The 23,150-nt window shown below is 57.0% G+C and carries 22 protein-coding genes and 1 other RNA gene; 9 read left to right on the top strand and 14 right to left on the bottom strand.

Annotation, left to right across the window (positions count from 1 at the left end; all coding sequences use genetic code 11):
• Positions 1 to 86 precede the first annotated feature (86 nt).
• Positions 87 to 809: an SDR family oxidoreductase gene (locus DBR02_RS04575; protein WP_102751118.1), complete on the top strand. Its 723-nt coding sequence runs from the start codon at positions 87 to 89 to the stop codon at positions 807 to 809.
• 39 nt (positions 810 to 848) lie between these two features.
• Here DBR02_RS04575 and DBR02_RS04570 read toward each other — a convergent pair whose 3' ends face one another.
• From DBR02_RS04570 to DBR02_RS04560, 3 genes are all read right to left on the bottom strand, one after another.
• Positions 849 to 1,595 carry an SDR family oxidoreductase gene (locus tag DBR02_RS04570; protein WP_107533570.1) on the bottom strand — a complete coding sequence of 249 codons (747 nt, stop codon included), beginning with the start codon at positions 1,593 to 1,595 and terminating at the stop codon, positions 849 to 851.
• A gap of 101 nt (positions 1,596 to 1,696) precedes the next feature.
• Positions 1,697 to 2,578 (bottom strand): helix-turn-helix domain-containing protein, encoded by an 882-nt coding sequence (locus DBR02_RS04565; RefSeq protein WP_107533569.1) that lies wholly within the window; start codon positions 2,576 to 2,578, stop codon positions 1,697 to 1,699.
• 17 nt (positions 2,579 to 2,595) lie between these two features.
• Entirely contained in the window at positions 2,596 to 3,201 is a 606-nt protein-coding gene (locus DBR02_RS04560) for an NADPH-dependent F420 reductase (RefSeq protein ID WP_107533568.1), read from the bottom strand.
• Positions 3,202 to 3,321: 120 nt separating this feature from the next.
• Between DBR02_RS04560 and DBR02_RS04555 the strand changes: the two genes are divergently transcribed.
• The gene (locus tag DBR02_RS04555; protein WP_233157763.1) at positions 3,322 to 4,233 is read left to right on the top strand and encodes a LysR family transcriptional regulator; all 912 of its coding nucleotides are present in this window, start codon (positions 3,322 to 3,324) and stop codon (positions 4,231 to 4,233) included.
• A gap of 7 nt (positions 4,234 to 4,240) precedes the next feature.
• Here the strand turns inward: DBR02_RS04555 and DBR02_RS04550 are convergent, their stop codons facing one another.
• Genes DBR02_RS04550 through DBR02_RS04520 form a run of 7 tightly spaced genes read right to left on the bottom strand, consistent with a single transcriptional unit; the run spans position 4,241 to position 15,603 of the window.
• The gene (locus tag DBR02_RS04550; RefSeq protein WP_107533566.1) at positions 4,241 to 6,439 is read right to left on the bottom strand and encodes a glycoside hydrolase family 2 protein; all 2,199 of its coding nucleotides are present in this window, start codon (positions 6,437 to 6,439) and stop codon (positions 4,241 to 4,243) included.
• Entirely contained in the window at positions 6,408 to 9,104 is a 2,697-nt protein-coding gene (locus tag DBR02_RS04545) for a response regulator (protein WP_107533565.1), read from the bottom strand. Before DBR02_RS04545 ends, DBR02_RS04550 begins: the two co-directional genes overlap by 32 nt.
• A gap of 2 nt (positions 9,105 to 9,106) precedes the next feature.
• Complete coding sequence (locus DBR02_RS04540; protein ID WP_107533564.1) at positions 9,107 to 9,541, bottom strand: globin; 435 nt, start codon at positions 9,539 to 9,541, stop codon at positions 9,107 to 9,109.
• The gene (locus DBR02_RS04535) at positions 9,538 to 10,932 is read right to left on the bottom strand and encodes a DUF3131 domain-containing protein (protein ID WP_107533563.1); all 1,395 of its coding nucleotides are present in this window, start codon (positions 10,930 to 10,932) and stop codon (positions 9,538 to 9,540) included. The genes DBR02_RS04540 and DBR02_RS04535 overlap by 4 nt, the downstream gene beginning before the upstream one ends.
• Complete coding sequence (locus DBR02_RS04530; RefSeq protein ID WP_107533562.1) at positions 10,917 to 12,464, bottom strand: DUF3131 domain-containing protein; 1,548 nt, start codon at positions 12,462 to 12,464, stop codon at positions 10,917 to 10,919. Before DBR02_RS04530 ends, DBR02_RS04535 begins: the two co-directional genes overlap by 16 nt.
• Positions 12,461 to 13,792, bottom strand: a complete 1,332-nt coding sequence (locus DBR02_RS04525) for a DUF3131 domain-containing protein (RefSeq protein ID WP_107533561.1) — start codon at positions 13,790 to 13,792, stop codon at positions 12,461 to 12,463. Before DBR02_RS04525 ends, DBR02_RS04530 begins: the two co-directional genes overlap by 4 nt.
• Positions 13,789 to 15,603: a glycosyltransferase gene (locus DBR02_RS04520; RefSeq protein WP_107533560.1), complete on the bottom strand. Its 1,815-nt coding sequence runs from the start codon at positions 15,601 to 15,603 to the stop codon at positions 13,789 to 13,791. Before DBR02_RS04520 ends, DBR02_RS04525 begins: the two co-directional genes overlap by 4 nt.
• 284 nt (positions 15,604 to 15,887) lie before the next feature.
• Between DBR02_RS04520 and opgC the strand changes: the two genes are divergently transcribed.
• From opgC to DBR02_RS04495, 5 genes are read left to right on the top strand one after another with little or no spacing between them, the layout of a single operon-like run.
• Positions 15,888 to 17,105 (top strand): OpgC domain-containing protein, encoded by a 1,218-nt coding sequence (gene opgC, locus DBR02_RS04515; RefSeq protein WP_107533559.1) that lies wholly within the window; start codon positions 15,888 to 15,890, stop codon positions 17,103 to 17,105.
• A 10-nt stretch (positions 17,106 to 17,115) separates the two neighbouring features.
• Positions 17,116 to 18,015: a hypothetical protein gene (locus tag DBR02_RS04510; protein WP_107533558.1), complete on the top strand. Its 900-nt coding sequence runs from the start codon at positions 17,116 to 17,118 to the stop codon at positions 18,013 to 18,015.
• Between the two features lie 11 nt (positions 18,016 to 18,026).
• Positions 18,027 to 19,232: a PP2C family protein-serine/threonine phosphatase gene (locus DBR02_RS04505; RefSeq protein WP_107533557.1), complete on the top strand. Its 1,206-nt coding sequence runs from the start codon at positions 18,027 to 18,029 to the stop codon at positions 19,230 to 19,232.
• Entirely contained in the window at positions 19,229 to 19,567 is a 339-nt protein-coding gene (locus DBR02_RS04500) for an STAS domain-containing protein (RefSeq protein WP_063450057.1), read from the top strand. Before DBR02_RS04505 ends, DBR02_RS04500 begins: the two co-directional genes overlap by 4 nt.
• 7 nt (positions 19,568 to 19,574) lie before the next feature.
• Positions 19,575 to 19,994, top strand: coding sequence for an ATP-binding protein (locus DBR02_RS04495; protein ID WP_107535615.1), 420 nt, complete (start codon positions 19,575 to 19,577; stop codon positions 19,992 to 19,994).
• Positions 19,995 to 20,096: 102 nt separating this feature from the next.
• Here the strand turns inward: DBR02_RS04495 and DBR02_RS04490 are convergent, their stop codons facing one another.
• The 3 genes from DBR02_RS04490 to smpB all read right to left on the bottom strand — a co-directional run bounded on the left by DBR02_RS04490 (position 20,097) and on the right by smpB (position 21,749).
• Positions 20,097 to 20,438, bottom strand: a complete 342-nt coding sequence (locus DBR02_RS04490) for a hypothetical protein (protein ID WP_233157764.1) — start codon at positions 20,436 to 20,438, stop codon at positions 20,097 to 20,099.
• Between the two features lie 375 nt (positions 20,439 to 20,813).
• Positions 20,814 to 21,177: a transfer-messenger RNA gene (ssrA, locus tag DBR02_RS04480) on the bottom strand.
• Positions 21,178 to 21,266: 89 nt separating this feature from the next.
• Positions 21,267 to 21,749, bottom strand: a complete 483-nt coding sequence (gene smpB, locus DBR02_RS04475; RefSeq protein ID WP_003863115.1) for an SsrA-binding protein SmpB — start codon at positions 21,747 to 21,749, stop codon at positions 21,267 to 21,269.
• A gap of 156 nt (positions 21,750 to 21,905) precedes the next feature.
• On the opposite strand from smpB, the gene DBR02_RS04470 reads away from it, so the two are divergent.
• Together DBR02_RS04470 and DBR02_RS04465 are read left to right on the top strand one after the other, a co-directional pair.
• Positions 21,906 to 22,343 carry a type II toxin-antitoxin system RatA family toxin gene (locus tag DBR02_RS04470; RefSeq protein ID WP_003863117.1) on the top strand — a complete coding sequence of 146 codons (438 nt, stop codon included), beginning with the start codon at positions 21,906 to 21,908 and terminating at the stop codon, positions 22,341 to 22,343.
• Entirely contained in the window at positions 22,333 to 22,620 is a 288-nt protein-coding gene (locus DBR02_RS04465) for an RnfH family protein (RefSeq protein ID WP_107533556.1), read from the top strand. Before DBR02_RS04470 ends, DBR02_RS04465 begins: the two co-directional genes overlap by 11 nt.
• A 110-nt stretch (positions 22,621 to 22,730) precedes the next feature.
• On the opposite strand, the gene bamE is transcribed toward DBR02_RS04465, so the two are convergent.
• Entirely contained in the window at positions 22,731 to 23,069 is a 339-nt protein-coding gene (gene bamE, locus DBR02_RS04460) for an outer membrane protein assembly factor BamE (protein ID WP_063450054.1), read from the bottom strand.
• Positions 23,070 to 23,150 lie beyond the last annotated feature (81 nt).

Genomic DNA, 23,150 nt, shown 5'->3' with positions numbered 1-23,150 from the left:
CTAACCAGTGAGTCCAGTAAAGGCAGGATACAAGAAACAATGTTGAGACTCTATGATTGCTTTGAACTCAACTGAAGGAGTAAAACATGAACAAAGTGATCTTAATTACCGGTGCCTCCAGCGGTATTGGAGAAGGTATTGCCAGAGAGCTGGGCAAGGCAGGCGCAAAAGTATTCCTCGGAGCACGCAGGCTGGATCGCATCCACGCTCTGGCTGAAGAAATCCGCAGCGCAGGAGGGGAGGCAGAGGCGCAGGAATTAGACGTAACCCGCCGCCAGTCGATGGCTGCCTTCGTTCAGGCAGCACGGGAAAAGTGGGGCCGCATTGACGTACTGATTAACAACGCGGGCATTATGCCCCTCTCTCCGCTTTCCGCAGGCAAGCAGGATGAGTGGGAGCGCACCATTGACGTGAATATCAAGGGCGTACTGTGGGGAATTGGCGCGGTTCTGCCAATTATGGAAGCCCAGAACTCGGGGCAGATCATTAATATTGGCTCGATCGGTGCCTTGTCCGTTGTGCCCACGGCCGCCGTTTATTGTGCGACCAAATTTGCGGTCCGGGCCATTTCCGATGGTTTGCGTCAGGAAAGTTCGAACATCCGCGTGACCTGCGTTAACCCTGGGGTAGTGGAAAGCGAACTGGCCTCGACCATTACGCACGAAGAAACCATGGCGGTGATGGATGCGTACCGGGCTATTGCCCTCAAACCGGCTGATATCGCCCGCGCCGTGCGCCATATCATCGAGGCGCCTGAGAGTGTCGATACCACCGAAATCACCATCAGACCGACGGCATCCGCAAACTAACGTAGCGGGTCAGGCATCAGCCTGACCCGCTTCACCCTCTTACCACGGCTGTTCGGTCGGCATAATAAACAGCTCTGCCACGTCCACATGTTCCGGTGCCTGCAACACGTAAAGAATCGAGTCGGCGATATCATCGGCTTTCAGGAACGTCATCTTCTCCTTCAGCTGTTCCATCTGTGCACGATAATTTTCGTCACTGATATGCTCGAATAATTCACTTTCAACGGCACCCGGCTGAAGCGAGGTGACGCGAATGTTGAACTGCGGCGCCAGCTCCATACGCAAAATATCCGAGAAGGCGGCAACGGCATGCTTCGTCGCACAGTACACCCCAAGTCCGGGGAAGGTTTTGCGTCCGGCGATCGACGAGGTATTGATGATGTGACCAGACCGCTGCGACTGCATAATCGGCAGTATGGCCGCTACGGTGTTAAACAAGCCTTTTACGTTGACGTCTACCATACGGTGCCACTCGTCAACCCGGAGGCTGGCGATATCCGAAATCGGCATCAGCCCGGCGTTATTGAAGGCGATATCAATATGCCCATAGCGTTTGTGCAGTGCCGCCACCCCTTCATTCACCGAGGCCGGGTCAGTGACATCCATCGCCAGCGCGATGGCTTCACCGCCAGCAGCCTCAATGTCAGATACCAGCGCCTGAAGGCGATCCAGACGGCGGGCGGCGAGACCCACCCTGACGCCCTGTTGCGCTAATTTTTTGGCCGTGGCGGCGCCAATTCCGCTTGAAGCACCGGTGATGAGCGCGACTTTACCTTTGAGTTCCATAGGTGATCCTCTTGAGAGTTAATTTCAACGCTTCAGAAAGAACGTCTGAAGTACGGTTCAATAATGGATTTTTCAGGCGCTGGCTTCGCGCGGGCTTTTGCTCAAACTGTCGGGCTTTTGCTACGCACCATCGTCTTGCGATAGTGCGAGGGCGTCACGCCGTTATGCCTGAGGAAGACGGCTGCAAAGTGGCTGGGGCTGGTGTAACCCACGTTCAGGGCAATAGTGATAACGGAATCAGTGGATTCCGACAGCATGCGCCGTGCTTCCTCCATGCGTAGCCGGATAAAATAGTGGGAAGGCGAAAGCCCGGTAGACTGTTTAAAGGCGCGGCTAAAATGGTATTCGCTCAGATCGGACAGCTTAGCCAGCCGTGCCAGGTCAAACGGCTGGGCTAACCCGTCACGCATTGCCGTGAAGACCCGGTGCAGTTTAAACGCCTGCAAGCCCCCACGGTGTCGTTTCGCACGGGTGCCGTAGGTGCGAATAAGGTGTACCGCCAGCGCCTGTGCAATCCCCTGGATAAACGGGCCGCTTGGTGGATTTTGCAAATACAGCTCGCGGCGTATCTGCTCCAGCAGGACGGACAGCGTTTCGTCGCGCGCGCCGGAAACCTCCCGCAATTCACACTCCTGCATCATCGCCACGCCGATGTAAACATGCATGACGACGAACGGTGTCTCTGGCTCGGCGCGCCAGCGCATTTCGCTTGGGTAGTCCGCCGTCGTGAGAAAAAAATCACCTGCGGCAACGCGGTTTGATAACCACGCTTCCCCGGGAGAGCGCTCCTCAACGACGGCATTACCTGAGAGGATCCAGACGATAAAAGGCTCCGGTACCGCCGGAATAATGACGTTTTCCTGAACGTGCCTTCGCGCCAGAATTTGCACAAAGACATCCCGGGAGGATTGCGCCCGATGCTCCCTGAGCAGTTCGCCGGGAAGGTACTCTTCAAACGTCTCTGCGGAAGTACGCTGCGTCATGTATATCGTGCCTTTCGTTATGCCAGTTGCACCAGGTTTACCGCCGGAAGAGGCCCGCCGGGGAATTGCTGAAGCGTACCGCCGACCTCCAGGCTGCCTAAATCGATAGGTGCGAAACCGAGCTGCGCTGCCAGCGCGCTGACGTCCGCCTTCGCGTCTGGATGGTCTCCGGAGAGAAAGACGACACGACGACCACCCGCCTGCGCCGGATCCTGAGCCAGCACCCCTGCAAGCAGGGTATTAAAGGCTTTCACGACGCGTGCACCCGGCGCCCACTGGGTCACAACCTGGCTCGAGTTTTTCCCGCCCAGTTCAGCCAGCGTAAAGCCTGGCAGTATGACCGGGTTGGTCGCGTCAATCAGGATACGCCCATCCCAGTGAATACCCCTTAACGCGGCTTCGGTTTTGTCCCAGTTTGTGCAGACAAAAACGATATCGGCGTCAGCGGCCTGTTGTACGGTGCCGGCGCGCGCCCCGTGTCCCAGTCTATCGACCACCGCAGCCAGGCTTTCCGGCCCGCGGCTGTTACTCAGAATAGCGTTTATGCCCGCTTTAACCAGCTGTCCTGCAAAGGCTTGCCCGATTGCGCCAGCGCCGATAATGCCTACCGTTGTTGTTTTCATGCTGAATATCCTTCAATGATGCGTAGTGAACATGCACAGAGAGTAGTAATCTTTAACCTATCTGAATAGCCTATATAATTAGATGGAATCCATCTTCTGGAGCGATACATGCTGGACGGTATGTCTGTTGATCAACTGCGCACATTCATTGCCGCCGTTGATGAGGGCAGTTTTTCCGCCGCCGGGCGCAGGCTGCGGCGCGCGCAGTCGGTTGTCAGCGCGACGCTGGCCAATCTTGAGGCGCAGGTCGGGTTTCCATTATTCGATCGTTCCGGGCGCTATCCGAAACTGACGGAAGCGGGCGTCGCCATGCTGGAAGCGGCACGTCTTGCCGCTGCCGGGATGGATGCCTTTAAGGCTAAGGCGCGCACCTTAGCGGAAGGACTTGAGCCTGAGCTGGTGGTGTCCGTCGACGTGATGTTTCCCGTTGCGCAGCTCACCGCTGCGGTGCAGGCGTTTCATCAGGCATTTCCTGATACGCCGCTGCGTTTGTATGTGGAGGCGCTGGGGGCGGTGCTCCAGCCTTTGCTGGACGGTCACTGCCGGGTGGCGATAACCGGATCGCTGCCGCATCTTCCGGCGGGATGCACCTCAGAATTCCTTCTCAGCGTGCCTGCGGTGGCCGTTGTCTCCCCTGAGCATCCTCTGGCGACCGCGTCTGGCCCGATCCTTCGTTCACTCTTACAGGAACACGTCCAGCTGGTGCTGACCGATCGCTCCGCTCTCACTGTGGGCCGAAGCTTTGGCGTCATGTCGTCGAAGACCTGGCATTTGGCGGATATGGGCGCGAAGCACGCCTTCCTGCGTGCCGGGCTAGGATGGGGTTATATGCCGCTGCCAATGGTCGAGGAAGATCTCGCAGCGGGAAAACTGGTTACGCTGAACGTGCAGATGCAGCCCGACGTCGGGACCGGTTTTTCCATGCAGGCGGTGCACCAGGAAGAACATCCGCCCGGCCCGGCCGGGCGCTGGTTCGTTAACACGCTCAAAATGCAGGCGGGCATGCCGGGTATCAATAGCAGCGCCGGGTAGCCAGCATTCATGGCTCAGGAGGGCTTTCCACCCTCTCAATACGCTGGTTGGAACCCACGGTTTTACCGGCGCGATCCGAAATCTCATACTCAATGGTAACGTTATGCCTGGTGGTCGGTGTGACGGTGATGTCCTTGATCCTGCTGCCCGAATCGGGGGGAAGCGTAAGGGTTGTATTGCCTTTAGCCAGCACCCGACCATGTTGCTTCACCTGCCACCTCAGACGACACGCCTCACAGGCAGACCAGGTGTCATTGATCGCCCACAGGCGAACCGTTGCTTCGCTCCCCTGACGCCACACCGCCGTCACGGGTTCAATCGACGGCAGAATGGGCTGATAAGCTTTTTGCAGCGCGTAGTAGCCCGCTTTCGGCTTACGCCGATAATCCACGACGCCCCAGTTGATGGAGGGCCAGGTTTCTACAAACATAAAGTGGAAGAGGGCGGTAACCGGCTGATAGCGCTGCCGGCGATAGCTCTCTGCCGCCATTGCCACCAGCTCCGCCTGGTAACGCTGGGTGTTGGCAATCATCTCCTGAATGGTATTACCCCGCGGAATATTGGCAAATTTAAAGGTCTGGAAGGGCTGGAAGTTATGATATTTCCAGTGCGTCCAGCCGGGATCGTCGGCGGCGGTGCTTTTCGGCCACATCAGGCGGGCGGGAATGATGGTCTTCAGGGTTGAGAGTCGCGGTAGCGCCTGAGCGCCAAACTCCGTGATGATCGCGGTTTTGGCGGGGCCGAGCAAATCGCGCATGGTGCCGAAGTACCAGCCGGCCCAGTAGTGTTCTTCCACCGCGGAAAAACGATGCACAATGCGCGAGGTGTCTTGCGCAAGCGCGTCTCCCACGCGTTTCGTCAGGTTCTGGTTCAGGGTTTTATTCCAGTCGGGGAAGCGTTTTTCCATCCACGGTGAATTCCACGGCGGCTCGTTATGACCGCCCCAGACGATAATGGCCGGGGAATTGCCAAATTGTTCAACCATCTCGCGGGTCTGCCGCGCGGCATTGTCCGCAAAGGCGTCGCTGTTGTTGTAACCCCATTGCAGGGGGACATCCTGCCAGATCATCAGCCCCATCTCGTCAGCCACATCGTAAAGCGCCCGGCCTGCCACATGCGCGTGAACGCGTATCGCATTGGCGTTCATCGCCTGCACCAGCCTGAAGTCGCGGCGATATTTCTTGCGCGTCATGGTGCTAAGCCAGGGGGAACCGATGTAGTTGCTCCCCTTGATAAACAGGCGCCTGTCATTGATCAGCCAGCCCCTGTTGTCCGGCTGCTCCTCCATCTTGCGCAGGCCGGTTCGGGTCACCGCGGTATCCATCACCCCCTGTTCGTCCGCCAGGGTCGCACGCACCCGGTAGAGATTTGGCCTGCCATAGCCCACTGGCCACCAGAGCTTCGCGTCTTTTACGGGCAGCGTGACGCTGAGCGACCGCGGCTTACCGTCCGTTTTCGCAATCTGAACCGAAAACGCCTGCTCTGTGCGCTCGCCGATGAAATTATCAGGGGTTGCTGACAGGCGCAGCGTGACGTCACCGGCAGACAACGCCCGATAGCGGATCTCGGCGTGCAGCGCTGGTTTTTTCAGCCCTTCACGCCAGTCCGGACGCAGGATCACCTCGTCGATAGTTACGCCGCGACTCAGGTGTAGCTTCACCGGTGCCCAAATCCCACCTGAGTTGGCGTCCTGGCCATTCTCTGCCCACGCCCCGCCAGGGCGAGTATCGTGCTGATTAAGTACGCCTTTAACCATCGTTTTGTGCAGCGGCCAGATTGTTTTCGGATCTTCCCAGGGGCTGTCCACCCGCACGGCGAGCTTATTGTGTCGCTGCAAAGCATCGCTTATGTCTACGGAGAAGCGCTGAAAATACCCCTCGTGATGGGCAAGATGCCTGCCGTTGAGCGTGACGTCGGCAAAATAGTCCACGCCATCAAAGACCAGGGTGGCCATGGTATCGGGCGCGCGCCGGGGCAGGGTAAATTCGTGCCGATACCAGAGGGCACCCTGATTATCGTATCCGGCGCTGTACCAGTTGGCCGGAACCGCAACCGATCGCCAGTCGCGGTCAGGTGCGCTGGCGCCATCAAAGGTGCTGAGGTTGGCGTCATGCACGCGCCACATTCCGGCCAGTGACCAGGTGACGGGCTGGCTGGCCTGGGCCAGCAGAGGGCTAATTGCCAGCAGCAGAAGAAGCCTGATCATCTTTAACCTCCTGAGCTCTACGGCGCAGCCAGGCCGCAGAGCGTCTGGCCTCCTCGATAAGCTCGCCATGTAAAACGCTCAGCCCCGTCTGGTTCAGCGAGACCGCCTGACTCTCCATTTGCTGAAGCACTTCTGAAAGACGAATGAAACCGAGGGTGACGGCTTCGCCGCGAAGCTTATGAGCGGCCCGCCGCAGGGCCTCGCGGTCATCATGCGCAATATTCAGCGCTATGGCTGCCACCGCCTCGTCAAGACCGTTGCCGAACAGCGCCAGCAGCTCATTAACCAGTTCAGGATCGTCCGCGCACTGTTTTAACAGCTGTGCCTCATCCGGCAGACCCTTTTCTTCTCCGGCGACAACACGGGCTATCTCCTCCCTGAGCGCCTCCTGACTTACCGGCTTGGCAATATAGCCGTCGAAGCCCATTGCCAGACAGCGCGCCTTGTCGCCCTGCATGGCATGGGCGGTCATCGCGACGGTGGGCTGATGGTTACGCCCCCTCGCGAGCGTTTCTTCACGAAGCAGGCGAATGGCCGTTTCACCGTCCATTTCTGGCATTTGCAGGTCAACCAGCATCAAATCCCACGGCTGTTCACGCCAGCGTTCGAGGGCCTCCCGGCCATTGGATACCACTTCGCAACGGTGCCCGAGCTGCTCCAGCAGGCGTCTGGCCACTTTCTGATTCACCAGGTTGTCCTCAGCCAGCAGGATACGCAGACTGGCCTGCGCCGTAACGGGCGCAGAAGCGGGCACAGCCGCGGGGGAGGCAAGGGGGGCGGGCGCAAGGACGCTGGCTATGGTTTGATAGAGTTCACGTTGGGCAACCGGCTTATGCAGATAATGGGCGATCCCGATGCGCTTCAGCATGTTGGCGTCGAAATGACGGCTCATGGAACTGAGCATAATGATGTGGCTTTGCCCGGCCTGCGGCATAACGGAGAGCTCAAGGGCCAGCGATACGCCGTCCATATCCGGCATCTGCGCATCCAGCAGGATCAGCGGCCAGCATCCCCCTTTTGCGATCAGGCTTAACGCTTCCCCTGCGTTGTTAACACAGGTCGGCGTCAGACCCATCTGGCGAAGCATCGTGTCCAGCAGTCGCAGGTTGGTGCTGTTGTCGTCGACCACCAGGACCGATTCGCCGTTAAAGCGGGCTACAGGAGCACCGGGAGTGGAAGCAGCCAGCTGGCTCTCCAGCGGCAGAGTAAACGCAAATTCGCTGCCTGCCCCCGGCTCGCTCTGAACCGTCAGCTCTCCGCCCATCAGGCTCACCAGACGGGCTGAAATGGTCAGCCCGAGGCCAGTACCGCCGTAGCGGCGGGTGGTTGAGCTATCGGCCTGGCTAAACGCCTCGAAAATGGCTTTTTGTTTCTCCACCGGGATGCCAATGCCGCTGTCGCGAAGGCGAAAACGCCACTGACCTTCACGTTGTGCAGGCTCTATTGCCAGCATAACCTCACCCTGATGGGTGAACTTCAGCGCGTTGCCCAAAAGGTTAGTCAGAATTTGACGTAGCCGGGGACCATCAACGATGAGCACGTCCGGCACTTCAGGTGCGATATCCACCAGCAGTTCGATGCCCTTTTCGCTGGCGGCGGGCATGTGCGGGCGGATCAGCGACTGCACAAAGGGACGGATCTCCAGCGGCTCTGTATCGACGGTCATCTTACCTGACTCAATGCGGGAGAAATCGAGAATGTCATTGATGATATGCATCAGTGACTGCGCTGAACTCATCACCAGAGACAGGTATTCCCGCTGTTCGGGGTTGAGATGCGTATCGAGGCAGAGCTGTGTCATGCCCAGAATGCCGTTCATCGGGGTGCGAATTTCGTGGCTCATGTTCGCCAGAAATGCACTTTTCGCCTCGTTGGCCTCCTGGGCGACTTTCGCCGCTTCAATGGCCAGCAGCTCGGCCTCCTTGCGGCGGGTAATGTCCTGTAGGGTGCCGATCACCCGTTCGGCCTGCTGCTGCATGCTGAGGGTGACCACCTGCCCCGAGATCAGCATCCAGCGCCAGCCCTGGGACGCGTGCTGTACGCGAATCTCACATTCAAAAACCGGCATATGCTCCTGTCTGGAGGCGATCATCGCGTTGCGCAGCACGGCGCGATCCTCTTCATGGACCAGGTTAAGTAAAAAGCGCAGCGGGTAGTGCAGGTGCGTACGCGACTGACCCACCATCGCCAGCAGGGTATCGTTTACCTCCAGGCTGTCTTGAGAGACCTGCCAGTTCCAGATGCCGATCTGAATGGACTCTGCGGTCAGTAAAAAATCATCGTGCAGCTGGTGGCGCGAACGCTGGGCGTCGTCAAGTTCGGTAATATCGGTATGCAGGCTGAGAATGCCGCCATCCGCAAGACGCTGATGCTGCACGTAGAGCCGCCGGTTTCCCGACTGCCGCACCTCACGATGGCTCGACTGGCGGCAGTTTCGAACGATCGCTTCCCGCAGGGTCCGGCGGCGGGTGGGGTCGATGTTATAGCCTGCATCAATGAATTTCTCCGCCAGGCTTTCAAGCGAAGCGCCGGCGCTCAGCCAGGGGGTGATGACCGGGTAAAAGCGCGTTATCTGGTCATTCCAGGCCAGCAGACGCTCGGCGGGATCGTAAATCATTACCCCTACAGGCAGCGCGTTGAGATCGAACCGGGATGTGGATCGCATGGTTACTCGCCTCCGGCCTGATAGTGCAGCTCCGCCTGGCGCCGCAGATACTCCAGCCCGGGCGCAATCGCCATCGCCCAGGCCGTAAGGATCTCTTCGTCGCAAAGGGGATCGCAGGCGCGCACCGTCCTGAGCATGGCCTCCCGCCAGAGTCCGAAAAAGCGCGGCGGCAGGCGTAACCCTTCATCAGTCTGCTCCCGCGCCAGGCGTTCCAGAAAATCCGGCACGAAAAGCGCACCGTCAACGGCTAGCATGGCGAAAAAGCACTTGAAGATCGTCTGCTGGCCATCCCGCCCCTGGCCCCGGGCAAAATGCTGCTCCGTTTCGGGGGACATATGGATAAACGTCTCCCAGAAAGCCTGCAAAAAGCGCCGTTTATCATTCTCCGGCAGAACGCGGTTCAGGCTGGCGTCAAAAAGATCGCGATAAAATTTCATGGTGCGGCCCTCGCGGCGCGTTCGCCCGGCAGGCAGAGGCCGGGCGGGTTGAAGGGATCCGACGTACGGCGGGCAAAATAGCCATCGTTTTCCACCAGGCCATTTTCAAACAGCGGCCCGGCGTTGTGTTTGTACAGCAGCGCTTCCAGCACCATGGCGTTCGTCGAGAGGGTGAGCGTGGGGTTGATATCGCCGGTTGCCTCAACGCGGCCCTCAAACCAGCCCTGTTTCGGGTTATTCAGGTGCCGGGTAACGGCCATCAACGCGTCAGTGTAATCGGTCTCCCACAGCGCCCAGAGCACAAAGACGGCCTTCGTGCTCACCTGTGCCAGGCGGGGATAGCTTTTTCCGTCGTCGCCCAGGGTGTTCCAGACATAGCCATTTCCCCAGACGGTGTCCTCTACGTGCCAGGGGGCCTGAGAGAGGTAAAAATCGGCGCGTGCGGTGAGCGCGCGCTCACGCTCCCAGCGCGTTTTCTGGCTAAGCCATACGGCTTCGGCCCGCGCGCGCAGCGTTTTGTGAATATCGGACGTCACGCCGGGGGGTTGCCAGCCAAACTCCAGCCCCGGCAGCATGGCGGGGAGGGTGGAGAGCAGCGACGGCTGCCAGGTCGTTCTGGGATCGCGCGCGTCAACGGCGAGGCTACGCTGGTACAGAATGATGTTCTGAGAAGGCGGAGAGAATGCCTTATCCGATGAAAACCCCCACAGCCGAAACGCGCTGGCGGCATATTCGCTTTCACCCAGCCGCAGCTCGTCGCGCACCACCGGCTGCCCGTTTTGCACGGACGCAGACCACAGCTCCCCGTCCTTATCCATCACCGGACAGAAGTTCCAGCGCAGGATGATTTTATCCAGATATTCACGGTACTCAGGGGCACGCTCGGCTGCGAGCCGCAGCGCCAGCATCAGACGGGCCATATCTTTTGCCGACCAGCCGCGCGGCGCCGGTTTTCCTGTGAAATCGATGGGCGACGCCGTTCGGCTGGAATAGAGTCTGCCGGGGGTGCGGGTTTCGGTCAGCGTCAGGCGATTGAGGGTTCCGAGCAGGCGCGTCAGCCGGGCGTCGAATTCGTCCGCCTGGATAAGATCAAGCTCGCGGGCAGCCAGCAGGGCGATAAGCGTATCGCCCATTTGCCACAGCGTAACGCGCGGCTGTTTATCGCTGCCGTTGACCAGCCCTGTCTGAGGCTGGGTGTTATTGTCAAAATAGCGCCAGGCGATACGCGCCCACTCCCGCTCCTGAGGCGTCAGGCTACTGACGCGTGCGGTGGTGTGCCAGCCACCTTTGGTCAGCCAGCGCCACCCTGCGCCCTCCTGGCGGAACAGGACGAAGGCGATAATAAGAATGAGGACGGCGGCAGCCAGCCCGCGGGCTAAGGTCTTAAGCATTGTGCGGTCACCGGCGGCAGTTTTACAGGCTCGTCCGTATTACAGGTGGCACACTGACAGGCCTGGCAAGCGGGTTTGGTGCGCAGGGTGGTTCCGGTCTGTTCACACCATGTCTTCACCGCTGGCGTACTGTTCAGGAACGGGCGGTTGCGCGAGGCATTATTGGGTTCAAAGAGGTCCACCAGCTTTTTCTCCCACAGGGAAGGGGCGAAGTGGCGATCTTTGGGATTATCGCTGTTGAACTGCAACAGCTTGCCCTCTTTCTTGAACAACAGGGCTTCAAGCATGATCCCGTTGTTATTGGCGGTGAACTCTTTAATGGGGCCGTCGCCGTTTTCGTACAGCCCTTCGTAGTATCCTTTGTCCGCCTCGTTGGCGTTTTCAATGGCGTCCAGCAGGCGGTCGGTATAAGGCGAATTCCAGAGAACCCACATCCCGAGCGCCGCTTTCAGCGAGACGGCGGCCGTGTTGGGAACGTACACGCCTTTATCGGTAATGGTGTTCCAGTTGAAGCCGTCGCTAAAAACGGTGTCGTAGACAAAGTAGGGGGACTTATCGAGTTGATGCTCAGAGCGAGCGGATAAAATACCGGTGATGGCGTAGCGGTTCTCCTGAGCCTGGTAAACCCTGTCGGCAAAGTTTTTCATCCACGGATGAGAGTAATCGCGTGGGCTGTTCTCCCTGTCCGTCGGCTTGTCGAAACCAAATTCCAGGCCGTAAAGCACATAGGATTCGGTGACGACGTAGTTATGCTGGCTGGTGAGGCGCGGATCGCGCGAGTCATAGGGCACCATAACGCAGTAGATCTCAGCCAGCTCGTAGGGCTGGGGCTGGCTCGACTGACAGGTGCCAAAGCCCCACAGCGCAAAGCCCGCAGCACCGTACTCTTCATAGCCCAGCCGCCCTTCCTGCACGTACTTTGGCTGGCCATTTTCCAGGTAGGCGCCATACATCATCCCGCAGGGGGTGATGACGTTGGTGAAATTCCATCCCAGCATCACGTTATCAATGCTGTTGCTGTATTCCGGATAGCGCTCCTTAATGACCTTCAGCCAGATCAGCATCCTGCCGATGTCCAGCGCCGAGAAGCCAATCTCGCCAGGTTTGTTCTGGTAGTTAACCTTCTGGGCGGTGATGGTGTTATAGGCTTTGTTGGGCAGTTCGTTGCGGAACAAATCCAGTTTGTTCAGGGTGGCGAGTAATTTCAGCATTCTGCGATCGAATTCGGCTTTATCAATAATCCCCAGCTCCCTTGCGGCCGTCATCGCGGCCATATAGGAGGCGCTGTCCCACATGGTGGTTGAGGGAAATTTATTGACGGCATTCACCAGGCCGGTAGTGGGCTGGTAGTTCACAACGAAATATTGCCAGGCGTTTTTGGCAATGGTCATCTCCCGAGGCGTGAGTTCCCCGCTACGCGGCGGGTAATCCGAGGCGGGAAGGCCGGTCGCTGCCTGGGCCGCAGAGAGTGAGAGCCAGCCTGCCACAAGCCCGGCCAGAAGAGGAAAGAAGAGTATTGATTTCAGCTTCATGGCTTCGCTCCTGCTGAAGATGTGGGGGGAGTGGCGGGGCCAGGGCAGGCCAGACAAAGCATCTGACCGTGAGCAATGTACGCCAGGCTCTCAAGGACGACCGCATTGGTATCGGCGTCAACGATCTCGTTCACGCTGCTGTTAAGGTTAAGCCCGCGCTGCCAGCCCTTACCCGGCACCTGTAGCTTCTGCACCTGCTGGCGCAGCGCTTCGCTCCAGCCGTTGCGGAACAGGGCGTACCAGGCAAAGGCGGTGCGGGTCGAGGTTATCGCCGTTTGCTCCGGCGTGGCGTCAAGCAGAGCGCTATTTTGCAGCGGCTGGCGATCGGGCAGATCGTTGACGTAATCCGGCGCGGGCTCGGCGTAATCGGTGCTGATCGGCGGCTTGCGGACCCGCAGGCCGTGACGTCGCTGCTGGATTTGCATTATGCGCCAGGCAATTTCGGCGCTCTGCGCGTCGAAACCCAGCTCAAGGCCCGTTAATAAATAGGGAAGGCTGATAAGCGAAGGCTGCCGACCCCACGGGGTGCGTAGCCCTTCATCAGGCACCATTATTCCGTCGATGTCGATCATCTGCTGCCCTTCCGGCGGGTTCGTCACCGCCAGCCCCGCCGCGCTGTCGATCAGCCGAAGCGTATGGCTGGCATACAGGCGATAGCCGAAGCTGTTTCGCGGCTCGTCCGTCGCCAGCGCCCAGTGGTGGAGCGGGACCGCGGCCTGGCTGCTGGTGTTGTGGGCAATCAGGGCGCCCAACTTCCAGCGATCTAAAAGATTGCGCACGTCGGCGGCATGCTGGGGGTAGCGCCACAGCAACGTTTGCAGGGCGTTAAGCAGGCGGCCCAAGCCGATAGCCGAGGCGTCCGGTTTACCCAGGGCTTCCAGCGTGTCGGCATGGTAATAGGCGGCGGGCAGCCCCTGCGGGTTGAGCGGAAGACGGGCGAGAGCAGCCAGTGCGGCCGCGATGCGTTCATCAAATTCGTCGGGAGTAAGAATGCTGAGCTGCCTGGCGGCTACAGCGGCAAACAGATAGCTGCCGGTGCTCCACAGGCTGAGCCAGGGCTCGCCGTCGTGCGCGTTGGCCAGACCATTCGGCTGCGTATTGTTCACATAATACTGCCAGGCTACCCGCCCCCAGATGGCCTCTTCGAATGTCAGCTCACGCGGCGCGGGCAGGGGCGGGAAATCGTTACTCAGCGACATCCCCGCGCTGCCTTCAACGCGTGTTGGCATCTGTTTTTCAACCCAGACGACGATGGCGAATCCCAGCAGAAAGCCGAGCAGGATCGTGAGGTAGCTGCGGGCTGACAAAAGCGCGTCGCGTTTTCTCATTCGCTCACCTCTTCCTCAGCCGGGGTCCACATGGCGGCGAAGATCAGCGGCAGCATGGCGGCAATGTTGACTGCGCCCCAGAAAATGTTGATGACGTAGCCGGAGGGATCGTCAACCTGCCCGCGAGCGACCTGTATACCGCCCCAAATCAGCCCGGCCAGGGTGAGCACGACGATGGCGATTTGCGGTTTCACCAGATAGAGAAACCTGCCCGTCTGCCGCTCTTTCGGCGTGACGTGGAATTTGATCTGCTCACCGCGCAGTACCGTATCGAGCGCACGCAGGTTCATTGAGAAAAAGGAGAGATATGACGCTCTGCCGTCCCAGGCTGAAATCCCCCAGGTGCCGAACATAAAAGCCAGCTCCGACATGATGAAAAAGGGTAAAAAATGAAGATAAAAGGGCTCTGACCAGGCTGAAACAGGCGGAATGCCGGTAAACAGGTAAACAATGGGCGATATCAGGAAAATGGTGTTCCACACGCAGGCCAGATAGGACCAGAAGGTGGTGGCATACATCAGGGTCTGTGGCAGAGAAAGCTTAAAACGGCGGCGGCTGAAAATATTGTCGTGGAACAAAATATCCAGTGAACCCGCGGCGTATTTGAAGCGTTGGATCATCCACGTCAGCATGTCCTGCGGAGAGAGCATTTTCGATTCGATCCGCGGGTGCATTACCGAGCGCCAGCGGCGGGCGGCATCGCCGTGGAGCAGGATGGAGGTATAAATATCTTCCGAAACGTGAAACTTATAGGGCGTGAGCTCTGTGTCGAAAGCCACGTGAGGGCGCATGGCATCCTGGAGGGTTTCACGCATGACGGGATCGCGTATATCCCGCGTGTGCCGCTCAACCTCCTCTTCCACCGTCCAGACATAGCTGCGCAGCGCGGCCTGCATTACCGCTTCGCGCCTGTGTACAGACGCCGCACCGCAGCAGAAAGCGGCGTTGGCCCAGTTTCGCCGGCGCAAAATCACGTCATAAAACATGCGCGGATCGTTAAAAAAGGGGTCACGGCCAATGGTCACCGTCCCGATGAACTTCTGCGCAAGCCATCCCAAACCGTATCCCGGTTTGCCCGCTTTTCGCCCAAGCCAGCGCGCCAGGTTTTCCCCTTCCGGCAGGTCGAAAAACCACTGTGGCGTCTGGACCCAGGCGACGTCAGGATCGCGAAAGTAGCCCAGCGTGTGGCTGAGCAGGGTGGGGAAGACCCGGGTATCGGCATCGCAAATGATCAGGAAATCTCCGTCAGTTTGCTCAAGTCCGTTTCGCAAATTACCGGCCTTGAAGCCAATATTGGTCTGGCGGGAGATGTAGTTGGCGCCTTCCTGATCGCAGACGGCTTTCATTTCTGGCCGTCGACCGTCGTCAAGCACGTGCACTTTATAGTCCAGCGGAACCGGGTAGACCATCTTCATGGCGTCCCGAATAGAAAGCCTGACCAGCTCCACGTCTTCTGAATAGGTTGCGATAAAGAGATCGACCTTCAGGGGTCTGGATGCTTCCGCGTCTTCGGGGCGCAGGCAGTCATTGATCTCAACCGGGGGTGGGTTTTGCGGCGGATCGTCCTCTTTCCACAGGTTAATGGTGAACAGCACGGTGCCGATCCAGGCCAGCGTTTCCGCCAATACCAGCGGAATGGCATACCACAGCGCGTCGGTATTTAAGGAGGCTGTCCAGCGCCAGTAAAGATAATTAGCGCCTAAAATCAGCGCGGCAACCGCTAATATCTGCCATGTTAGCATTACCCAGCGCGGTGTCTTAAGCGGTTCAGGCGGCTGGCGATGTTCAAAACGGGAAAAATAAAAATCCATAGAGAAGGATATCCTGATTCCACGATGGCTATTAATAACTGACCCGTTACCGACAGGGAGCGCAAAACAGAAAATAACGTCCGCTAAAACAAAAAGTAAAGTAAGTGTAGATGGTGGATAAAATAATTCCAGAGGCGTAAAAAACCGATCTTTCAGGCATGCTTAAATAATCGTTAACTACGCTTAATAATATCGGAAGCGTTGTCAAAAATTGCCAGATGCTTTTCTTTACGCTATCTAAATAAAATACAAGAAACTTTTTAGCATGGAGAACGCGACGCCCCATGAGCCAGATTGCGCCTGTGCTTATAAGAAAAGATACTGAAAAACCAACAGCATGGCGTTACGTCCTGTCGGATAAACGTGATTTACGTATTGATTTTATGCGCGGTATCGCGTTAGTAATGATGGTGGTGGCGCACACGGAAGTGATGTCGATATTTAATATATTCACCTGGGAAAGGTTTGGTCTGGTCACCGGTGCTGAAGGGTTTGTGATCCTTTCCGGATTTATGCTGGGAATGTTAAACCGTGCAAGATTGCAAAAAGCGGTATTGTTGACGATATCCTGGGGGTTATATCTGCGCGCATGGAAAATATATCGCGTAAATATCATCATTATTCTTTCATTTTTGCTGTTAGGGTATCTTCCGTTTATTAACGTTTTTGAGGTTACCCATTTTACCGATCGTTACTCAGGTACAACCTGGGCATTGTATCCGGTGACACCGCAAATTAAAGAAACCTGGTTTAACATTGTCCTCTACCTGCAAATTGGTCCTCATCAAACGCAAATCCTCGGGCTCTATATTTTTCTTCTGCTGTTAAGTCCGCTGTTTTTGGGAATGCTCCAGAGAGGATACGTCTACTGGCTGCTGGGGTTATCGTTGCTCGTTTACGGTTGCTGGCAGATATGGCCGGTGCGCGTGACGCCGTCTCAGTTTGAATTCGCGTTTCCGCTGCTGGCCTGGCAGTTCATTTTTGTGCTGGGAATGTGCAGCGGCTGGTACAAAGAAGATTTAATCTCTTTTGCCCGCACCCCCGCCGGTAAGGCGGTGCTCGTGGCGCTGGTAATGATTGCGCTGGTGCTTGGCTTTATCGCCCAGAATCATACCAACCCGTTTATGCCCCCCGCGCTGCTCATGCACAGCCTTTCACCCGAGAACTTTAACGCGTTTTATCATACCTGGGCGGCAAAAAATGGCCTGGGACCCGTCAGGGTCGTGAACGATATCAGCCTGATGGTGACGGTCTATCTGCTGCTGACCTGGTGCTGGCAGCCGCTGTATCGCCTGGCGGGCTGGTTTCTCATCCCGCTTGGTCAGCATTCGCTTTACACCTTTATTTTGCACGTCTACGTCGTATTCCTGGTAAGCCAGTTCGTCACGTTCGATCTGTGGCGCCAGGACTGGGTTGTGAATACCTTCATCCACGCGGTGACGCTGGGCGTGCTGTGGCTGATGGCGAAATATAACGTCGCCGCGCGCTGGATACCTAACTAAGGAAGGGCAGATGCGGGATAAATTGTTGCTGACCTGTGCGCTGTTGTGCGTTGCCACCGGCACAGAGGCTGCGCCGAAGGACGATGCGGAATCGCTACGTGACAAGAACGGCGAGCCGGTGCAGGCTGGCGTGTTCACCAGCCGCTGGGGTCGCCTGTTCTCGGGGAATGAAGACGTCTTCTCTGGCGCGCTGAGCTTTAGTTCCGGACTGAAAGAGCAGTGGATAACCATCCCGAACAGCTCGGACAGCGCGGAGCAGAAACGTAAATACAACCAGACGCTCAATCTCAGCCTGCAATACTCACCCTACAGTTACTGGTTTGCCAACGTGACATCGCGGTTGCCGGTGACGGACACCAGCCGCTATACGGCTGATTTTCGTTACAGCTTTGGCTATGACGACTGGCATGCCAACACGGTCAGCCTGGTGTACAGCAATTACGGGGATAACCGCTTCTGGACGTCAGGAACCCGTCGTCACACCTATTTTGAGCAGGGAGCCGTGACGCTGGCGTATAAATTTTCACTGCCGAAGCCCGTGGAGAATACGCTCCTGATCAACAAAGGCGACTCCATCATTTGCCAGGTGGGATACAGCTGGGTTCCGCGCTATTACGATCTGGACAGCAACGATATCCGCAAAAACAAGAACGTGGTGTTGGGCGGATGCGGTTATACCTTTAAGCAGCACTTCTTCGTGCGCGCCACGGCGTTCTGGTTCCCGGACAGCAGCCAGCAACAGCCCTGGAACGGCGACTATAGCTATAGCTTTGGCTACGCGGGCTATACGCCAGGTTCATTCTCCGTTCAGTACGCTAACTATTCCGGCACCCGTTACCCCGGCCACCAGAGCGGCAGCGGCAAATTCCGGGAAGGCACCGTCAGCGTCATCTGGTTCTTACCGCTTTAGGAGGGCGTAGGGTGTCACAGCACGTCCTGATAGTTGAAGATTCACGGGTTTATCGTCGCCTGCTCAGCCGAATGCTGACGCAGTGGGGGTACATCGTCTACGAGGCGGAGAACGGCGTCGCCGCGCTTGAGATCCTTGAAAACCAGCCCGTCAGTCTGGTGATTAGCGACTGGGATATGCCGGAAATGGATGGCCTGACATTGTGCCGGGAGGTTCGCAGCCGTCAGTTTGGACATTATGTTTATTTAATTTTGCTTACCGCGCGAGAAGAGCCGGGCGATCTGACGGTGGGGTTTGACGCCGGGGCGGATGATTTTCTCAATAAGCCGGTCGAGCAGAGTGAGCTGCGGGCGCGACTGCACGCGGGGGCACGGGTTTTGTCCCTTGAAGCCACGCTTGCTGCGCGTAATGCGCGCCTCAGCGAGGCGCTAAGGCAGATAGAGCAAGACCTTGAGGTGGCGGCACGGATCCAGCAGTCGGTGCTGCCCGCGCATCAGCTGCGCTACCGGGATTATTTTGCCGACTGGATTTTCCTGCCGTCAGCCTGGGTGTCTGGCGATATTTTCAATGTCTTCCCGCTGGACAATCACCTGGGATTCTACTGCGTGGATGTATCCGGGCACGGCGTCGGCGCGGCGATGATGTCGCTTGCCGTGGCCCGTCAGTTTCTGCATGGCAGGGCGGTGGAGCGATTTCTGTTTGCGGACGATAGCGATGTTGCCTCTCCTGCGGACGTCGTTCGGATCCTGAACGGGCGATTTTGCAGCGAAGAGGTGGAGATAATGAGCTATTTCACCATGATTTACGGTGTTATCGACCTGTCGACAGGTGAAGGCAAGCTTTGCCAGGCCGGGCATCCCACTCCCTTTATTGTGAACCCTGGCGGCGAGATCAGGACGGTCGGTGAAGGCGGCGCGCCGGTAGGATTGATGCCGGATCTGAGCTGGACAGACGTGAACTTCTCGCTGGCACCGGGCGAACGACTTTGCCTGTTCAGTGATGGTATTACCGAGTGTGAGAACCCTGATAACGAACAGTTTGGGCAGGCGCGATTGCAGCATCGGCTTCAGCGTGATGCCACGCTAGCGCTGGAACAGCTCTTACCGCAGTTTGCGCAGCACCTTGTTCACTGGCGCAGTGGGGAACGCCGGGAACCCCAGGCAATGGCCGACGATGTTTCCCTGTTAATTATTGAGCGTACTGGAGAAAGACAATGAATATTGATACAGAAAGGCATCCCGGCGTGAATATCATGACGCCCTCGGTGCGAAGACTTGACGCCTCGGTGGCGGCGGCCTTTAAAGATGCCGTCACCCGGGAGCTCGGTGAGGATCGTAAAGCCCTGATTGTCGACTTCAGCAAAATCGATTTCATCGACAGTAGCGGTTTGGGCGCGCTTGTATCGCTGCTCAAAATGATGAACGGTAAAGGTGACATGGTGCTGTGCGCGCTGAACCCCGGTATACGCAACATGTTCACCCTGACCCGTATGGATCGCATATTTCGCATCTGCCCGGATCGCGCTACGGCACTTGCGCAGCTTAATCAGTGAGTTGACCGTGGCTAACGACATCACGCTTCCCGCCTCGTTAACCTCAGTCTCGCCGCTCGCGGCGTGGCTTGAACGTCAGATGGCTTCGCTGTCCGTCAGCGATGACTGGCGCTTTGCGCTCGATCTCGCCGCCTGTGAAACGGCAACCAATATTATTCGCCATGCGCTACATGAGGACCCGGAACGTTGCTTCACCGTGGAGTTCATCGCTACCCGCTCGGGCGCGACGCTGCGTTTTACGGACGATGGCGATGCCTTTCCTGCTGAACGTCTCGCGGCGGGGCGTGAAGACGTGACGTTCGACGGCTGTCTTTTGGCTGAAAGCGGCAGAGGACTGAAACTCATTTTGCTGTATGCCGATAATTTCACGGTGGAAAACGTTGCAGGGAAAAATATTACCGTTCTGGAGAAGGCGATGGTCGGATAATGTTTGACCGTGGAGAAGGTCTGGTGAGGGACGGTATGTAGGCAATCACAATGGCGCAGTGAACAGCCTGCGCCAGTATCGTGGTTACGGTAATAAAACCAGTCAGGCATCCGCCTGCCATTTCTCCAGTATTGCACCGGCCCGACGGGCCGTGGCGGGCAGGATGTCGGCATCGGCCACGTAGCCATCGGGATCGAGACAGCGATTGTGTTCTCTCGCCTGTTGCAGGATCGCCTCATCCCATGTGACCTCCAGCTGGCCTTTAAAGACCATGATGACCTGAATATCCGGGCACGGGTGTCGGCCCACAACGTGATCCTCAGAAAGACGCAGCCATTCGACGGAAAAACCGTGCGGACTCACGATAGCGGGAGCGAAATCCCGATCCTGTGAAATGCCAAAACCGTTGACCGGCGCAATTTCGCCGCCGTGTCCCGGCAGCACCGAATCCAGCAGTCCCTGTGTTGACCAGCAGCGGTATCGCCGGTTACCGCGAGCTGGCGCATCTCCTCAACGCTGTAGTCGCGCAGCCCGGCGATATAGGCCTCTGACAGCGGCGTCAGACTGCGCGCCGGAGCTGGCCGCCATCAGCGGTCTGCCGGCAATAACGTTGCCGTGCGGCGTGAGCCGCAAAGGGGTGCCGGTGGGTATGGAGATTTTATCAATGCAGGAGGATGAGGCAGCACTGATGATGCTGGCACTGGCGTGTGAGGGGGCGCTGGGCGGGTGGGGGTAGACACAAAAAAGCCCGCAGGGCTTGCACCATGCGGGCTCTTAGGACTTCATCGGATGACTCTGGTAATCACCGATGGAGAATTTTGGTGGAGCTGGCGGGAGTTGAACCCGCGTCCGAAATTTCTACATCCTCGGTACTACATGCTTAGTTTGTCTTTACATTCGCACGTCAGCTGCGGACAAACACGCCACTAACGAACTAGCCTGATTAGTTTTAACGCTTCAACCCCAGGCAGGGCTTCCACGCGATCTCTTTTGGGTTTGACCTCTCTTTGATCCCCGTCTTAAGAGCGGAAGCTAGGGAGAGAGGGCTCTTAGCAGGTTATTAAGCTGCTAAAGCGTAGTTTTCGTCGTTTGCGACTATTTTTTTGCGGCTTTTAACGAGGCAAACCGCCCCTCGGCATGCACCTTGGGTTTCGCAAATCCCGTCGAATCCAGAATCAGCCCCAATAGTGTTGAACTCAGTATACCAGATTTTACTTCCTCGATACCAGCCCGAAACGCTAACTTATTGAATAGTACAATAAGTGCTCAGAATCAACGTCCTGCGTTTTTCATAATACGTGCTTTGTCGAGCTGCCACTCGCGTGCTTTCAGGTCAGTACGCTTGTCGTGCTGTTTCTTACCTTTCGCAACGCCGATTTTCACTTTGCACCAGGCGTTTTTCCAGTACAAAGAGAGCGCAACCACGGTAAAGCCTTCACGGTTGATGCGTCCGTAGAGGGATTCCAGTTCGCGCTTGTTCAGCAGCAGCTTGCGGGTGCGGGTTGGATCGCAGACGTAATGTGAAGAGGCGACGGTCAGCGGCGTAAAGTTCGCGCCGAACAGAAAGGCCTCACCGTCTTTCAGGATCACATAGCTGTCGCCAATGTTGGCTTTCCCGGCACGCAGCGATTTTACTTCCCAGCCCTGCAACGCAAGGCCGGCCTCGAATTCTTCTTCGATGAAATACTCGTGGCGAGCACGCTTGTTGAGCGCAATGGTCGCCGAACCAGGTTTATGTGCTTTTTTCTTCGTCATAAGTGTCGTAAAGCCGTCGGTAATCTGATTTTAAAAAGTCACCTCATTGCGTCCTGTGAGGTCTAACGCGCTATCTTAGCACGAGATAAGGCTTAGCGTTTTTTTAACAGGTGATAAATGTTATTATTTGTCTGTTGTGTGACCATGGAAAATGCTATGCCTCAGATTAGCCGTACTGCGCTTGTTCCCTACAGCGCGGAACAAATGTATCAGTTAGTGAACGACGTTCAGTCCTATCCGGAATTTATACCGGGATGCACCGGTAGCCGGGTGCTGGAATCCGGCCCGACCCAGATGACTGCGGCCGTGGATGTCTCCAAAGCGGGGATCAGCAAAACGTTCACCACGCGCAATACCCTGACGAGTAATCAGAGTATTTTGATGCATCTGGTGGATGGTCCGTTTAAAAAACTGATGGGCGGGTGGAAGTTTACGCCGCTGAGCGCAGACGCCTGCCGCATTGAGTTCCATCTGGATTTTGAATTTACCAATAAGCTGATCGAACTGGCGTTTGGCCGTATCTTCAAAGAGCTGGCCTCGAATATGGTGCAGGCGTTTACCACGCGCGCCAAAGAGGTTTACAGTGTCGCATAAGATTGCTGTTGAGGTGGTGTATGCGCTGCCGGAGAAGCAGTATTTGCAGCGCGTGACGCTTGAAGAAGGTGCCACCGTTGAGGCGGCTATCCGCGCTTCCGGCATTCTTGAGCTACGCAGCGACATTGATCTGGCGAAGAATAAAGTCGGCATCTACAGCCGTCCGGTTAAGCTTGGGGATATACTAAAAGAGGGTGACAGGGTTGAGATTTATCGCCCTCTGATTGCCGACCCGAAAGAGCTGCGTCGGCAGCGAGCGGAGAAATCCGGTAAGTAGCGCTTTCTTTTCCCCGGTGGCGCTGCGCTTTCCGGGGCTTCAATTCTGCGCAAATAAACATACACAAAAAAGGTGCTCAATGAGCACCTTTTTGCGTTGCTGACGCCTGATTATTTGGTCAGGGCAGGCTTGTTGTCGATATTGGTCAGCACACCAGCACTGCTGAAGGTCAGCGTCAGGGTTTGCTGGCTCACGTCTTCATGACCAGGCTGCTGGCGGAATACATAGAACCAGGTATTTGTACCGAACGGATCGGACATCATCGGGGTTCCCAGTGCATAAGCGACCTGCTGTTGTGTCATTCCCACACGGATTTTGGACACATCGTTAGGGGTAAGGTAGTTCCCCTGGTTGATGTCAGGACGGTAAACCACTTTCTCCAGAGTGGAACAGCCTGCGGTCAACATCAGAAGAACCGCTGCGGCAGCGGTCAGCGTTTTACAGCGCATAGTGATTTGATTCCTTTTCGGGCCCGAGCAGTACGCGGCTCATATGTAATATGCCGATGATAATAGACCTTGCCCCACTTT

The sequence above is a fragment of the Enterobacter cloacae complex sp. genome (assembly GCF_900322725.1).
GTDB lineage: Bacteria > Pseudomonadota > Gammaproteobacteria > Enterobacterales > Enterobacteriaceae > Enterobacter > Enterobacter quasihormaechei.
Note: the sequence above shows the minus strand (reverse complement) of the source record. Positions and strands in the feature narration are given on the sequence as shown.